This is a genomic window from Kitasatospora sp. NPDC088160, assembly GCF_044741445.1.
Classification (GTDB): Bacteria; Actinomycetota; Actinomycetes; order Streptomycetales; family Streptomycetaceae; genus Kitasatospora.
In genome coordinates, this window is record NZ_JBIUSS010000003.1 from 1,593 (window position 1) to 17,210 (window position 15,618).

Here is a 15,618-nt window from a genome sequence, read left to right on the forward strand (position 1 = left end):
GGCGGGGCGCGCCCCGCCGCCCCGCCCCCCGCTGTCCGCGCGCCCCCCCGTGACGTCACCGCGCCCGCGTGATAATACCGCCGCGGCGGCCCCCCCCCCGCCGGGGGGGCCGGCCCCGGGCCCGGCCCCCACGACGCGGAGCGGTGCAGGTCAGCCGACCATCGCCGCCAGGACGGTGCGCCAGTCCTCGCCCGGCTCGGGGCTCAGCGGGGCGGCGAGGGTCTCGGCGCGGTAGTGCCAGGAGCGGCGGAGTTCGGGATCGGCGTCGGGGCGCAGGTCCAGCGGGCTGCCGGAGTCGAGCAGGCGCACGAGCTCGCCGGTGAAGTCCGCCCAGGAGACGTGCCCGTTGACGGCGTTGACGATCCGGCCGGCCGCCGGGTTGCCGTCGGCGACGCAGGCGGCGAGCGCGCGGGCCAGGGCGGCGGAGTGCACCCAGGCGGCGCCGTACCAGGCGGAGCGGTCGCCGGGGGCGGGGGCGGGCAGGGCGATCGGGCGGCCGGCCAGGGCGGCCTGGTAGAGGTCGCCGGTGGAGCCCCAGCGGAGCTGGTCGCGCAGGCGCTGGTGCGGGCCCCAGACGATCGGGGCGCGGACCACGGTGGCCGGGCCCCGGCCGGTGGCGGCCGCCTCGAACAGGATGCGCTCGCAGTCCAGCTTGGCCTGTCCGTAGGGGCTGACCGGTTCGCCGGTCGGGCCGCCTTCGGGGATGTCGGTGCCGGACGGGCGGCCGTAGGCGTCGATGCTGCTGACGAAGACGAACGGGCCGCCGCGCCAGCCCTCGACCAGGGCGCGCATCGCGGCGAGGTCGACGGCGTGCTCGGTGAAGGTGCAGGCGGCGTGGATGACGGCGTCGACACCCTCGACCGCGCGGCGCAGGCTGTCGAGGTCGGCGAGGTCGCCCTCGGCCAGTTCGGCGCCGTGCAGGGCGGGCAGGTGGGCGGACTCGGGCCGGACCAGGGTCCGGACCGGGCGGCCCTGGGCCATCAGTTCCTGGAGGACGGCCGCGCCGACACCGCCGGTGGCGCCGGTGAGCAGCACGGTGCCCGCGCGGGTGCGGGTACCCGGGCGGGAGCCGGTGCGGGCGGGGGCGGCGCGGCGCTCGTCCTCGCGGGTGGCGAGCAGGGCGGCGAGGGCGCGCGGGGTGCGCTGCTCCAGCACGTCCAGGCCGGTGAGCGGCAGGCCGGTGCGGGTGCGCAGGCGTTCGGCGAGCTGGACGGCGACCAGGGAGTGGCCGCCGAGGGCGAAGAAGTCGCCGTCGGCGGGCGGGGTGGTGCCGAGCAGTTCGCCGAAGGCCGTCCGGACGGTGTCGAGCGGGCCGGACCGCTCGGGGGCGGTCGGGGCCGCGCCGGGCAGCCGGCCGCGGTCCGGGGTTCCGTCGGCGTGCCGGGGCAGCCGGTCCAGCAGGGTGACGGCGGACGGCAGGTGGGCGGGGGCGAGGTGGCCGCGCAGTGCGGCGCGCAGTTCGACGCCGGTCGGGGCGACCGGGCCGCGCACCACGGCATAGGCGAGCGGCGGGCCGTCGGCGGTCTCGACGACGGCCGCCTCGACCACCCGGGAGTCGGCCGACAGTGCGGCAAGGGCCGGGTGCTGGGCGGTGGCCAGGCGGGTGCCGGGGAGCGCGGAGAGGGGCTGGTCGGGGTCGGCGGCGACGGCGGCGAGCAGGTCCGCGAAGGCGGTGAGCAGTTGCTCGGCGGTGGTCTCGTCGAGGGCGTCCCGGTCGTGCTGGACCAGGCAGCGCGGCTGCGGGCCGTCCTCGACCAGCAGGGCGAGGCCGAACTTGGCCAGGCCCAGGTCGAGTTCGACGTCCTCTGCGGTGAGGCCGGGCAGCGTGAGCGGCTCGGCGGGGTGGACGAGGTCGCAGCTGACGGACAGCAGCGGGGTGCCGTCGGCGCCGCGGGCCGCCGCGCCGAGCCGCTCGACGATCAGGTCGAACGGGATCTCGTGGTGCTGCTGCGCGTCCAGCAGCGCGGTCCGGGCCCGTCCGAGCACCTCGGTGAAGGTGGGATCGCCGGCCAGGTCGGCGCGCACCGCGAGGGTGTTGACGCCGAGGCCGACGGTACGGCGCAGCTCGGGCCGCAGGCGCTGGCCGCTGGCGCAGCCGAGGGTGAGGTCGGCCTGGTCGGCGGCGGTGCGCAGGGTGGCGAAGGCGGCGGCCAGGACGACGGCGAACAGGGTGGCGCCGTGCCGGGCGCCGAGCCGGCGCAGGCCCTCCACGGTGGCGGGGGCGAGCGGGGCGGCGTGCAGGGTGGCCCGGCGCTCGCGTGCCCCGGGCGGAGTGGGCCGCAGCAGCGCCAGCGGGCGGGCGCCGGCCAGGTGTCGGGCGCGGGCGTCGGCGGCGCTGGTGAGTTCGGCGTCGCGGGTGCGCTCCTCGCGGGCGTAGTCGGCGTACGACGGTCCGGGCGGCGGGAGTTGGGGCGCCACGCCGTCGCGGGCGGCGGCGTAGAGGGCGGCCAGGTCGGCGGCGAGGACGGGCAGCGAGCCGCCGTCGACGGCGATGTGGTGGATGTTCAGGAGCAGGGTGTGGTCCTGCGGGCCGTGCCGCAGCAGCAGGGCGCGCAGGACCGGGCCGGTGGCGAGGTCGAAGGGGCGGGCGGCCTCGGCGGCGAGCAGGGCGGGGGCGTTGTTCCCGGCGCCGTTCTCCCAGGTGGCGTCCACCGTGCGCAGCGGCACCGGGGTGACCGGGTCGGTCTGCTGGTGGGGCTGGTCGCCCTGGCGGCCGTAGCGGGTGCGCAGGACGGCGTGGCGCTCGGTGAGGCCGGTGAGGGCGGTGGCGAGGGCGGCGGGGTCGAGCGGTCCGCGCAGGCGGGTGGCGAGCGGGACGTTGTAGAGGGCGCCGCCCTGGCCGAGGTGGTCCATCAGCCACATCCGCTGCTGGGCGTGCGAGAGCGGGGCGGGGCCGGCCGGGCCGTCGCCCTGGCCGGTCGGCGCGCTCTGCGGGGCCGCCGGGCGCCCGCCCGCGGCGGGGCGGTTGCGGCGGGCGCGGCGCAGCAGGTCGGCCTGGTCGGCGGTCTGGTCGACGGCCGGGTGCTCGGCGGTCATCGGGTGGCTCCTTGCGGGGTGTCGTCGTGCGCGGCGCGCAGGGCTCGTTCGAGCAGGTCGGCCTGGCCGGCGACGGTGGGGTGGCCGAGGAAGTCGGCGAGCGAGAGTTCGACGCCGAGGTCCTCGCGGAGGTCGTCGACGACCCACATGGCGAGCAGCGAGTGGCCGCCCTCGGCGAGGAAGTCGGCGGCCGGGTCGGTGATCGGGCGTTCCAGGGCGCGGGTCCAGGCGGTGGCGACGGCCTGCTGGATCGGGGTGAGGGCGGCGGCGGTGCCGGGTCCGTCGGCGGCCGTCTCGTCGGCGGCGGCGAGGGCGCGGCGGTCGATCTTGCCGGTACCGGTCAGCGGCAGGGCGGCGAGTACGGTCCAGGCAGTGGGCACCAGGTGGGCGGGCAGCCGGTCGGCGAGCCGGGCACGGAGGGTCTCGACGGCCGGTCGGCTGCCGTCGGCGAGGACCAGGCAGGCGGTGAGCGCGGCGTCGGTGTGGCCGGGCCGTCGGACCACGACGGCCGCCTCGGCGACCTCGGGGAACTGCAGCAGCGCGTGCTCGACCTCGCCGGGTTCGATCCGGAAGCCGCGGACCTTCACCTGGTCGTCGGTGCGGCCGTGGAACTCCAGTGCGCCGTCGGGGCGTTGGCGGACGAGGTCGCCGCTGCGGTAGGCGCGGCCGGTGCCGGGCAGGTCGCGGAAGCGCTCGGCGGTCAGCTCCGGCCGGTCCAGGTAGCCCTGGGCGAGCCGGCCGCCGGCGATCCACAGTTCGCCGACGGTGCCGGGCGGCACCGGTGCGAGCTCCTGGTCGAGGACGAGGGTGCGGGCGCCGCCGAAGGGCCGGCCGATCGGGACCGGGCCGGTGGTGCAGTCGGCCGGGGTGATCCGGTGCAGGGTGGTGAAGGTGGTGGCCTCGGTCGGCCCGTAGACGTTGAAGAGTTCGAGCCAGGGGAAGGCGCGCAGCACCGCCCCCGCGTACTCGGGCGACAGGGCTTCGCCGCCGACGGCCAGGGTGCGCAGCACACCGAAGATCCGGGACTGCCGGGCGGCCAGGTGGTGGAACAGGGCGGTGGTGATGAACACGGTGGTGACGCCGAACCGCTCGATGTCGCGGACGAGTTCCTCGGCGGTGGGCCGGTCGGACGGCGAGACGGCGACGGCGGCGCCGCGCGCCAGCGGGGCCCACAGTTCGAAGGTGGAGGCGTCGAAGCTGATCGTGGAGTGGAACAGGACCCGGTCGCGGGGGCCGAGCGTGAACGCGTCCTGGGCGGTGACCAGGTCGGCGACGGCGCTGTGCGGGACGATGACGCCCTTGGGCCGGCCGGTGGAGCCCGAGGTGTAGAAGAGCAGGGCGGGCGCGGCCGGCTCGGCGGCGTCGGGGGCGGCCGCACCGATGGCGTCGGGGCCGTTCCCGGCCGGGGCGGCGGGCTCGGCCAGGACGAGGGTCGAGGTCAGCGCGAGGGTCTGCTCCTCGGCGAGTCCGGCCTCGGCGAGCAGCGTCTTGTCGCCGAGGACGAGCCGGACTCCGGCGTCCCCGGTCATCTCGGCGATGCGCTGGCGCGGGTAGGCCGGGTCGATCGGGACGACGTGGGCGCCGGTCCGCCAGATCGCGAGCTGGGCGACGACCAGGCGGGTGGAACGGGCGCAGAGCAGGCCGACGGCGCTGCCGGCACCGATTCCCCGGGCGGTCAGGGTCGCGGCCAGCCGGGCCGAGGAGTCGACGAGTTGACGGTACGTCAGAACGGTGGAGCCGTCGGTCACGGCGAGGGCGTCGGGGCGCTCCTGGGCGTGCCGGGCGATCAGGTCCGGGAGGGTCGCGGTGGGCATGGTGGGTCCCTTCCGGGCGCCCCGGCCGCGAACGGCCGGGGCGCCCTGCGCAGGTCGTACGGGCGGGCGGGCGGTCAGACGGCGGCGGCGGCGGTCGGCTGCCGTTCCGCCACCAGCCGGGCGACGGCCCGCAGGTCGGGCTGGCGCAGCACCAGGGGCGCGCGCAGCCGCACCCCGCACTCCTCCTCCAGGGCCTCCAGCAGCCGTGCGGCGGCGAGCGAGTTGCCGCCCGAGGCGAGGAAGTTGTCGCCGGGCCCGAGGTCCGCGCGGCCGAGCAGGTCGCGGCACAGGCGCAGCACGGTGCGCTCGCTGGGCGTGGCGCCCTCCTCCGCCGCGACCGGCTCGTCCGCCGTCGGGGCGAGGAGCAGGGCGGCGCGGTCGACCTTGCCGTTGGCGTCCAGCGGGAAGGTGTCGACCAGGCGGACGGCCGACGGGACGGCCTGCTCGGGCAGCCACGGCCGGACCGCCGCCAGCAGCTCGTCGGCGTCGGCCGCCGAGGACCCCTCGACGGTCTGGACGAAGGCGAGCAGCCGGACACCGCCGGTGGGCGCCGGGGCCGCGGCCACCACGGCCCGGCGCACCCGCGGGTCGCGCTCGAACGCGGCCTCGACCTCGGCGGGTTCGACCCGGACGCCGCTGACCTTGACCTGGTCGTCGAGCCGGCCGTGGAACTCCAGCACGCCGTCGGCGCGCATCACCACCCGGTCGCCGCTGCGGTAGACCCGGTCGATGCCGTCCACGCCGGGCGGCACGCCGACGAAGCGCCGGGCGGTCAGCTCGGGGTCGAGGTAGCCGGCGGCCAGGCCCCGGCCGCCGATGCGCAGTTCGCCGGCCTGGCCGCGCGGCACCGGTCGGCCCTCCTCGTCGGTGACCAGGACGACCGCGCCCGGGACGGGCAGCCCGATCGGCGGTGCGCCGGCGCCGTGGTCGAGGCCGGGCGCCATGGTGTGCACGGTGGTGGTGACGGTGGCCTCGGCGGGACCGTAGGCGTTGTGGACGGCCGCGGTGACGTCCGGGCCGGGGGCGCGGCGCAGCCGGTCGCCGCCGATGGTGAGGTGGCGCAGTGCCAGCCCGTCCGGCCACCCGCGCGCCAGGATCGGTTCGGCGAGCGGGGTGGGCAGGATGCTGACGGTGACGCCGGCCTCGCGCCACCAGTCGGTGAGCGCGCCCGGGTCCCAGCGGACGGCCTCGGGGGCGAGGGTGAGCGCGGCGCCGGAGGTGAGGGTGGCCCACAGCTCCAGGACGTGCGGGTCGAAGGACACGCCGATCAGCAGGCTGTGCCGCTCGCCGGGGCCGAGGCCGGTCAGCTCGCGGTACCAGTGGAGCAGCGCGCCGAGGGCGGGTTCGCCGACGGCGACGGCCTTGGGGGTGCCGGTCGAGCCGGAGGTGAGCACCGCGTAGTGGGTGCCGGCGGGCACGTGGACCTGCTCGCCGGGGACGAACGCGGCGACCACGTCGCTGGCCGGGTCCAGGTCGAGCGCCAACTGCTCGCCGCCATGCGGCAGTCGGGCCGGGTCGCCGACCAGGCAGGCGGGCCGCAGCTGCTCGGCGACGGCCTGGAGCCGGCGCTCGCCGGGGCGCGGGCCGAGCGGCAGGTGGACGGCGCCGAGCTTGGCGGTGGCGAGGGTGACGGCGGCCAGGGCGGCGGAGTGGCCGAGGCAGACGCCGACCAGGTCGCCGGGGCGGATCCGGTCGCGCAGCGCCGCGGCCACCGTGTCGGCGAGGCGGTCGAGTTCGGCGTAGCTGTAGGTGCGGGCGCCGTCGATCAGGGCGGGCGCGTCCGGGGTCCGGTGCACCCAGGTGGCGAACAGGTCGAGGACCGCGCCGTCCTGGTGCGGGCGACCGTATTCGATGCTCAGGGTTTCCATCATCGTCTCCAGGTGGTTCAGGCCGTTGACAGGCCGTTGACGGACTGTCAGTTCAGGCCCATGGAGCGGGCGATGATCACCTTCTGGACCTCGGAGGTCCCCTCGATGATCGTGGTCATCCGCACGTAGCGGTACAGGAACTCCAGCGGGTGGCCGCGCACCCAGCCGGTGGCGCCGTGCACCTGGAGCGAGCGGTCCACCGCGCGCACGGCGGTCTCGGAGGCGGTGAGCTTGGCGAGCGCCGCGTTCTCCGGCGCCTCGGTGCCGTCGTCGACCAGCCGGGCGCAGGCGAGGGTGAGCAGCTTGGAGCACTCCACCTCGGCCCGGGTGGCCACCAGGTGTTCCTGGACGTGCTGGTACTCGCCGATGACCTTGCCGAAGGCGCGCCGCTCGCGGGCGTACTCGACGCCCATGCGCAGCGCGTACTCGGCGATGCCGTTGCACATCGCGGCGACGACCAGGCGGCCCCGGGAGAGGCTGTCCATGGCGAGGGCGGTGGCCGCGCCGACGCCCTCCTCGCCGCCGATCACGGCGTCGGTGGAGACGGTGACCTGGTCGAGCAGCAGCTCGAACAGCGGTTCGCCGGACATGCCCTCGTAGCGCTGGCCGATCCGCAGGCCGGGCTGGTCGATCGGGAGGACGAAGGCGGTGGCGCCGGCGGTGGGCCCGGCTCCCTCGCCGAGGTCGGTGGCGGTGACGACGAGCACCAGGCCGGCCCGGTCGGCGTTGCTGACGAAGGTCTTGCGGCCGTTCAGCACCCAGCCGTCGGCGGTGCGCACGGCGGTGGTGGTGAGGCGGAACGCGTCGGAGCCGGCGTGCGGCTCGGTGAGGGCGAGGCAGCGGGTCTGCTCGCCGCGCACCAGCGGCACGAGGTGGCGCTCGATCTGCTCGGGGGTGCCGTGCCGCAGCAGCGGGCTGGGGCCGTCGGAGCCGGCCAGGGCGTACGGCGCGAGCGGGCAGCCGCTGCGCCCGGCGGCGTGGTGCAGCAGGACGACGGCGGTGAACGGCATGTCGGCGCCGCCGAGTTCCTCGGGGTAGTCGCCGGCGTAGAAGCCGAGCGCGGCGGAACGCTTGCGGACGTAGGCGCGCAGTTCGGCGGGCACCTCGTCGGCGGTCTCGGGCAGTTCGGCGGCCAGCGGGACGAGCTCGCGGCGGACGAAGCTCTCGAACGCGTCGACGAGTTCGCGGTGGCCGTCTTCGAGGACGGCGGAGGGGGCGGTCATGCGCGGTCTGCCTTTCCGGGGTGCTGGCCGGTGAGCGCGCTGGCCTGGTCGGCCAGGACGGCGTGGCGGAACAGGGTGCGCAGCGGCGGGCGGCTGCCGAGGTGCGGCTCCAGCCAGGCGGCGAGCTGGGCGGCGAGCAGCGAGTGGCCGCCGACCTCGAAGAAGTGGGACTCGGCGGTGAAGCGGTCGTGGCCGAGCACCTCGCGCCAGGCGGCGGCGATCAGTTCCTGGCCGGGGTCGGCGAAGGCGCTCTCGGCGGCCGGGGCGGCCTCCTGGGCGGGGGCCTCGTCGGCGAGCCGGGCGAGGGCGGCGCGGTCGGGCTTGCCGCCGGGCAGGGTGGGCATCGTCTCGACGGCCGTCCAGGTCGCGGGGACGAGCCCGCCGGGCAGCCGCTGGGCGAGCGCCGCGTGCAGGGCGGCCTGGTCGGGGCGGTCGGCGCCCTCCAGGAAGCCGATCAGGCGCGGGCCGGCCTGCGGGTCGGTGTGCAGCACCACCGCGCAGGAGCGCCCGCCGAGTTCGGCGGAGGCCGCGGCCTCGATCTCCTCCAGTTCGATCCGGTGGCCGCGGAGCTTGACCTGGTTGTCGGCGCGGCCGAGGAAGCACAGCCGGCCGCGCAGGTCGCGGTAGCCGCGGTCGCCGGTGCGGTAGACGCGCTCGCCGCCGAGGGCGGGCACGGTGACGAAGCGGGCCGCGGTCGGCTCCGGCAGGCCGAGGTAGCCATCGGCCAACAGGTCTCCGCTGACGGCGAGTTCGCCGACACAGCCGGCCGGGAGCGGGCGCAGCGCCTCGTCCAGGACGTGCAGGCGCACGCCGTCCAGTTCCGCGCCGAGCGGGATCTCGCCGTCCTCGGCCACGTCGGCGGCGGTGACCTCGTACACGGTGGAGGTGACGGTGGCCTCGGTGACGCCGTAGGCGTTCAGCACGGTGGTCGCCTCGGTCAGGCCGGCCAGCGCGCGGGCGGGCAGGCGCTCGCCGCCGAGGACGAGCAGCCGGGGCGTCCAGCGGCCGTCGCGCAGCGCTTCGCGCAGGTCCTCGCGGACGGCGAGCAGGTAGCTGGTCGGCAGGTTGGCGACGGTGACGCCGCGGGCGGCGAGCACGGCGACGAGCTCGGGCCCGGTGGGCACCTCGCGCTGCGGCACGACCAGGGCGGCGCCGGCGGCCAGCGCGGGCAGCACCTCCTCCAGCGCCACGTCGAAGGACGGGCGGGCGAACAGCAGCACCCGGTCGGCGGTGGTCAGTTCGTAGCGGGCGGCGATCGCGGCGACGTACCCGGCGAGCGCGTCGCGGCCGACCAGGACGGGCTTGGGCACGCCGGTGGAGCCGGAGGTGTGGATCAGGTAGGCGGCGCCGTCCAGCACGGCGGCGGGCTCGGCCTTGGGGAAGGCCGGGCCGTCCAGCAGCGCGGGGGTGACGCCCTCGGCGGGCAGGGCGAGCGCGCTCTGCCGGGTGGCCAGCACCAGGGCCGGGGCCAGCCGGTCCAGCAGCAGGCCGAGCCGGGCGGCCGGGTCCTCGGCGGACAGCGGCGCGTACACGGCGCCGTACCGCAGGCAGGCGAGCAGGGCGACGACGCTGTCCACGCCGCGCGGCAGCACGGCGGCGACCGGCTGGCCGGGGGTGACGCCGGCGGCGCGCAGGCGTTCGGCCAGCTGGGTGACGCGGCGGTCGAGCTCGCCGTAGCTGAGGCGCTCGGTGCCGGCGATCATCGCGATGGCCGTGGGGTCGTGGGCGGCGGCCGGGTCGAGACCGGCCCGGGCGACGGCGATGGCGGGTTCGGCGGCCGGGGCGGGGTCGAGCGCGGCGAGCGTGGCCTCGGGCCGGTCGAGGTAGCAGCGCAGCAGCTGGAGCAGGCGGTCGGCCAGCAGGGTGGCCTCGGCCTCGCCGAACAGGTCGGCGTCGTAGTCCCAGACCAGGGTCATCCCGGCGCCGCCGTGCTTCTCGCCGACCACCCGGCGGTCGTCGGGCAGCAGCACCAGGTCGAGGTCGAAGCGGGTGGTGCCGGTGTTGAAGCCCTCGTACAGCGAGACTTCGAGACCGGGCGCCTGGACGTCCGGCAGCGCGGCGTCGTGCGCGCTGAACATCACGTTGAACAGCGGGTTGTCGGCGCCGCCGGTGTGCAGGCCGAGCCGGCGGGTCAGCTCCTGGACCGGCAGGTCCTGGTACGGCAGCGCACGCAGCAGGACGTCGGTCACCTCGTCGACGGCCTCGGTGCCGGGGGCGGCCGGGTCCAGCCGCAGGTGCAGCGGCACGGTGTTCACGAACATGCCGACGGTGCCCTCGAAGCCCTCCGGGCGGTTGCCGACGGCGGTGCCGACGACGAGTTCGCGGTGCCCGGAGTGCCGGCGCAGCAGTTCGGCGAAGAGCGTGAGCAGCGTGCTGAACGGGGTGTGCCCGTCCTCCTTGCTGCGGGTGCGCAGCCGCTCGGCGAGGTCGGCGCCGATCGACTGGCGCATCTGGCCGCCGCGGTGGCGGCGCACCGCGCCGGGGTTGGCCAGCCCGGGCAGGGTGACCTCGCGCGGGGCGTCGGCCAGCTCCCGCAGCCAGAAGGCGAGCGCGCGCTCACGGGCGTCCGGGTCGACGGCCGTGCGGGCGTGCTGCTCGTACGAGGGCGCCTCGGGCAGCTGGTAGGGCTCGCCGAGGACGTGGGCGCGGTAGACGGTGAACAGGTCGCGCAGCAGGATCGCGAAGGAGTGGCCGTCGTGGACGAGGTGGTGCTCGACGTGGATCAGCCGGTGGTGGTCCGTGCCGAGGCGCACCAGGTGCCAGCGCAGCACCGGCGCCTTCTCGGTGTCCACCGGCTCCTCGGCCTCGGCGGCCAGCAGCTCGCGGAAGGTGGCCTCCGGGTCGGCCTCGGCGGCGAAGTCGCTGCGGCGCAGCGTCGGTTCGCAGTGCTCGGCGACCCGCTGGCCGGGCAGGCCCTCCGGGCGGGCGACCAGTTCCAGGCGCAGGCCCGGGTGGTGTGCGAGGACGGCGGCCAGTCCGGCGTGCAACGCGTCCTCGTCGAGGGTGCCCCAGAGGTCGAGCACGGCGGTGAAGTTGTACGCACGACTGCCGGGCAGCATCTGCTCGTGCAGCCAGACGATCTCCTGCGAGGAGGAGAGCGCAAACATCGGTGACTCCCTTGTGTGGTGGGCGTGTTGGCCCTGTGGTGGCGGGGCGGGCGTGGATGGCCCGGCCCTGGTTCCGGGCACGCCGGGGTGGTGGCGCGGCCCGGCGGTCGGTGTGGGGGCTCGGTGGCGGCTTCGGTCCGGGGCGGGTCAGGCGTCCGGGGCGGGCGTCCTGATGCGGACGTCCGGTGCAGGTCCGGTACGGCTTCGGGTCGGGTCCGGGGCGGCTTCGGGTCGGGTGCGGATCAGGCGTCCGGAGCGGGCGTGCGGATCAGGCGTCCGACGCGAGGTCAGGCCGGGGGGCGGGGTCAGGCCGGGGCGGGTCAGGCCGCCCGCAGGTGGCGGCGCAGCGTGGCGAGCAGGTCGTCGAAGGCGGCGGTGGCGGCGTCCTCGGGGAACCGCTCGCGGTCCCAGGCGAGGCGCACCAGCAGGTCGTCGCCGTGCGAGGCGGCGACCGCGAACGGCGCGGCGAGCGGCCGCCCGGCCAGGTGGGTCTCCCGGCCGGGCACGCCGCCGAACACCAGCGGCGGGCGGCGGTGCAGGTCCTCCAGGGTGAGCATGCCGTCCAGGGCGCCCGTCCACGGGGCGCCGGCGGTGCGGGCGGCCCGGACCACCTCGTCGAACGGGGTGTCGGCGTGGTCGAGGTCGTCCCACCAGGCGTCGGCGAGGTCCTCCAGGGCGGCGGCCGCGCCGGGTGCGGCGGGGTGCACCAGGGTGTTGAGGAAACAGCCGAGCGCGGCGGGCGCACCCGGCGGGCGGCCGCCCCACGGGTAGCCGAGGGCGAGCTGCCCGTCGGTCCGGTGCAGCCGGTGGGCGGCGGCCGCGGTGGCGTCCAGCAGGGCGGGGAAGATAGCGGTGCGAGCGGCCCCCTCGGCGGCGGGCAGCCGGTGGCTGAGCATGCCGGTGGAGCCGGCCGCTCCCCCGCCCGTCCCGGTGACGCCGCCGAGCCTGCGGCCCCAGTGGGCCTGTGCGGCGGGGCCGGCGGCGGCGTCCTCGGCGGCCAGTTGCCGTTCGACGGCCTCCCGGTAGGCCGCCAGGGCGTCCTGGTCGGGGGCGGCGACGGCCTCCTGGGCGTGGTCGTCCCGGGCGTAGGCGTCGGTGAGGTCGGCGGTGAGGATGCCGAGCGACTGCTCGTCGCAGGCGGCGTGGTCCACCGCGAGGGCGAGCAGTTCCTCCTCGCCGTCCGGCTCCCGGGCCACCAGCAGGCGCAGCGCGGGCCCGTCGGCGGGCCAGTCCAGCAGGGCCTCGCGCAGGGCGGAGCGGGCGGTGCCGCCGGGCGGGACGGCGATCCGGGCGGCCTCGGCCGAGGGGGCGCCGACCCGCAGGACGGGCGTGCCGCGCACCGTTCCGAAGCCGCCGCACAGCGCCGGGTGCCGGGCGGCGGTGGCGACGGCGGCGCGGGCCAGCCGGGGCAGGTCGAGGGTGCCGCCCGGGTAGGCGTGGAACAGCGGGACGACATCGGGCCGGCCCTGCGGCGCGAGCCTGCGGGTGATCAGGAAGCGCCGCTGGGCGCCGGTGAGCGGGAGCAGATCCATCGGGGAGTCGGCGGCGGCGGAACGGTACCGGGCGAGGTAGGCGGCGGTGATGCTGGCGTGCACGGAACGGTCTCCGGTTTCCGGTTTCGGTTCGGTTCGGACGTCAGGCGGCGGGGCTCGTCGGGCGGCCGGGTGCGTCAGGCGGCGGGGCTCGCGACGGGCTCCTCCCCGGCCGTGGCGGCGGTGTCCGCCGGGAGGTCCCGCAGCCGGCGCAGCGGCGACAGCAGCAGCGGCACCGGGACGAGCAGGAAGCCCGCCGCGCACAGCCACAGCGCGGCGCGCGGTCCGGCCGCGTCGGCGACGGTGCCGCCGACGAGCGCGCCGATCGGCAGCGTGCCCCAGACCAGGAAGCGCATGGTGGCGTTCATCCGGCCGAGCAGCTCCGGCGGGCACAGGCTCTGCCGGAAGCTCACCTGGGCGACGTTGTAGGCCACCGCGCCGAACAGCACCACCGCCGAGGCGATTCCGAACAGCACCACGCCCGCGCCCCGGCCGGACAGCGGCCACAGCAGCGCGAACGGCGCCGTCACCACGGTGGCGAGCCAGATCAGCCGGGCCTGGCCGAGCCACGCCGCCAGCCGCCCCGCGCACAGCGCCCCGGCCAGGCCGCCGACGGCGGAGGCCGACAGCAGCAGACCGATGGCGCCCGGCGCGAGGTCGAGCACCCGCACCCAGAACACCGTCTGCACGGCCGCCAGCACGGCGGCGAACAGGTTGGACACGGCGGTCGCGGCGGCGATCGCGCGCAGCAGCGGGTGCCCGAGCACGAAGCGCACGCCCTCGGCGACCTCGGCACGCAGCGACCGTCCGGGCGCCGGCTCCGGTCGGGGCTCCTCGACCCGGATCCGGGCGAGCAGCAGGGCGGAGGCGAGGTAGCCGACGGCGTCGGCCACGATGGCGAGCGACGCGCCGAGCAGTTGGACCAGGCCGCCGCCGAGCCCGGGCCCGACGATCTGCGCCGAGGAGCGGACCGTCTCGATCGCGCCGTTGCCCCCGACCAGTTGCTCGCGCGGCAGGACGGACGGCAGGAAGGACTGGTGGGCGACGTCGAAGAAGACCGTCGCCACCCCGGTGACCAGCGCCACCAGGTAGAGCTGGGCCATGGTCAGCACGCCGAGCGCGGCGGCCGGCGGGATCGACCCGACGGCGAGGCAGCGCACCACGTCGGCGCGGATCAGCACCGGGAGCTTGCGCATCCGGTCCAGCCAGGCGCCGGCCGGCAGGCCGACCAGTAGGAACGCGGCGGTCTCGGCGGCGGTCAGCAGGCCGACCTCGAAGGGTGTGGCGTCGAGCACCATCACCGCCACCAACGGGAGCGCGACCAGGGTCACCTGGCTGCCCGTCTGGGCCGTCGCGGCTCCGGTGAGCAGGAGTCGGAAGTCGCGGTGGCCGAGCAGGCGGTCGCGGCGGGGGCTTGGCGTCTCGTTCATCAGTGCGACTTTCGGTCACCACTTCGCTACTGGGCAAGCATCGCGTCCGTTTCCGGACGAACCACGGGTCGGCCGGATCGCGCCACTCCCGCGACCCGCCCTTACGGACCCCATACGACCGAGCACGCTCCCGCCGGGACGTCCGCGCAGGCCGCCGACCTGGGGCGGACCACTCGCACGGCCACCCGGCGCACCGCGGGCCCCGCACGTCCAATTCGCCGTCCGCTATGCGGGCATTCGCATTCCGGCCACCGGACGCCGTCACTCAACTTGGCTGGATCATGCGAAACACTGACTGTCCGTCATCTGATCGTGATATCGGCCGCGTCGCGGGAGGCCGTGGGAAGAAGCACCCGCGCCGCCGAACGGGCCGGACCGGGCCCCGCCGCTCAGTCCGCCTCCCGGCAGGTCACCGCCAGCACCGCCATGTCGTCGTCCCGCGGCCCGCCCGTCCACCGCTCCACGTCCGCCACCAGCGCGTCGACGGCCTCCTGGGGGCCGTCGAACGGGCCGAGCGGGCCGAGGGCGAGCAGCGGATCGTAGAACTCCCCGGCCGCGTCCCGGGCCTCCGTCACCCCGTCGGTCACCAGCAGCAGCGTGCACCCCGGCGGGAACGGCCGGGTCTCCGGCGCCGGCCGGGCCACGCCCAGCGAGCCCATCCCGAGCGGCAGCCCCGGGTCGGCGGCATCCAGCCGGCGCACCGCCTCCGGCCCGCCCAGCAGGTACGGTCCCGGGTGCCCGCAGTCGAGCGTGCGCACGACGTCCTCACCCGGCGGGAACTCGACCAGCAGCGCCGTGATGAACCCCTCCAGCCGCACCTCCTCGGCCAGCAGCGTGCTCTCCCGGGTCAGCGCCCGCTCCAGCCCGTCGGCCAGCGCCGCGAGGTCCGGCGCCCGGTGGGCGTCCTCCCGGAACGCGCCGAGCAGCACCGACACCGCGCCGACCGCCTGCAGCCCCTTGCCCCGCACGTCCGCGATCAGCACCCGCACGCCGTACGGGGTCGCCTGCAGCGCGTACGCGTCGCCGCCGATCAGCGCCTCGGTCTGCGCCGCCCGGTAGCAGGCGGCGACCGACAGTCGGCCCACTCGCGCGGGCGGCTCGGGCAGCACCGCCCGCTGGGCGGCCTCGGCCACCGACCGCACCTGCGCCAGCCGCTCCCCGTGCCGGGCGACGACGCGGTTGACCCAGACGCCGAGCAGCGCGGCGAAGGCCGTGTTCACCAGCTCCAGGTAGCCGTCCTGGGTGCCGATCGAGCCGTCCCGCACGGCCAGCACGAGGATGCCGGTCACATTGGCGACGCCCACCGCGAGGGTGTCCCGCAAGGTCAGCAGGGCGCCGGTCAGGACGGCGGCGGCCGCGAGGAGCGGGTCGCCCCAGTAATCGGCGGGATCCAGGGAGTTCCAGACGAGCCCGGCGACGATCAGCAACCACGGCGCGAACCGCACGTACGGCGGCCACTGCTCGGACCTCGGGGCCATCGGAGACCTTGCTTCCCGTCTCACCGCCTATCCGGAATGGGCGATTCCGATCCTAGCCACCCCTGCGCGCCCCCGCGCGCGCCCGACTGCGCCGCGGGGAGCGAACCGCGCGGTGGCGCCCCTCGGCCAC

Annotated in this window: 8 protein-coding genes; all 8 read right to left on the reverse strand. The window is 76.9% G+C overall.

The features are described from left to right. Positions 1-150: 150 nt before the first annotated feature. Positions 151-3,036: a condensation domain-containing protein gene (locus ACIOGZ_RS04790; RefSeq protein WP_363633532.1), complete on the reverse strand. Its 2,886-nt coding sequence runs from the start codon at positions 3,034-3,036 to the stop codon at positions 151-153. Further along, positions 3,033-4,850: a non-ribosomal peptide synthetase gene (locus ACIOGZ_RS04795; RefSeq protein ID WP_363633533.1), complete on the reverse strand. Its 1,818-nt coding sequence runs from the start codon at positions 4,848-4,850 to the stop codon at positions 3,033-3,035. The genes ACIOGZ_RS04790 and ACIOGZ_RS04795 overlap by 4 nt, the downstream gene beginning before the upstream one ends. Positions 4,851-4,924: 74 nt before the next feature. After that, entirely contained in the window at positions 4,925-6,718 is a 1,794-nt protein-coding gene (locus tag ACIOGZ_RS04800; protein WP_400812157.1) for an AMP-binding protein, read from the reverse strand. 47 nt (positions 6,719-6,765) lie between these two features. Next, positions 6,766-7,941, reverse strand: coding sequence for an acyl-CoA dehydrogenase family protein (locus ACIOGZ_RS04805; RefSeq protein WP_363582759.1), 1,176 nt, complete (start codon positions 7,939-7,941; stop codon positions 6,766-6,768). Next, positions 7,938-11,048, reverse strand: coding sequence for an amino acid adenylation domain-containing protein (locus ACIOGZ_RS04810; RefSeq protein ID WP_363582757.1), 3,111 nt, complete (start codon positions 11,046-11,048; stop codon positions 7,938-7,940). The genes ACIOGZ_RS04805 and ACIOGZ_RS04810 overlap by 4 nt, the downstream gene beginning before the upstream one ends. A gap of 320 nt (positions 11,049-11,368) precedes the next feature. After that, the gene (locus ACIOGZ_RS04815; protein WP_400984883.1) at positions 11,369-12,643 is read right to left on the reverse strand and encodes a non-ribosomal peptide synthetase; all 1,275 of its coding nucleotides are present in this window, start codon (positions 12,641-12,643) and stop codon (positions 11,369-11,371) included. Between the two features lie 74 nt (positions 12,644-12,717). After that, the gene (locus tag ACIOGZ_RS04820; RefSeq protein ID WP_363582753.1) at positions 12,718-14,010 is read right to left on the reverse strand and encodes an MFS transporter; all 1,293 of its coding nucleotides are present in this window, start codon (positions 14,008-14,010) and stop codon (positions 12,718-12,720) included. A gap of 389 nt (positions 14,011-14,399) precedes the next feature. Beyond that, a complete protein-coding gene (locus tag ACIOGZ_RS04825) occupies positions 14,400-15,488 on the reverse strand; it encodes a PP2C family protein-serine/threonine phosphatase (protein ID WP_400984886.1) in 1,089 nt (362 codons plus the stop codon). Positions 15,489-15,618 lie beyond the last annotated feature (130 nt).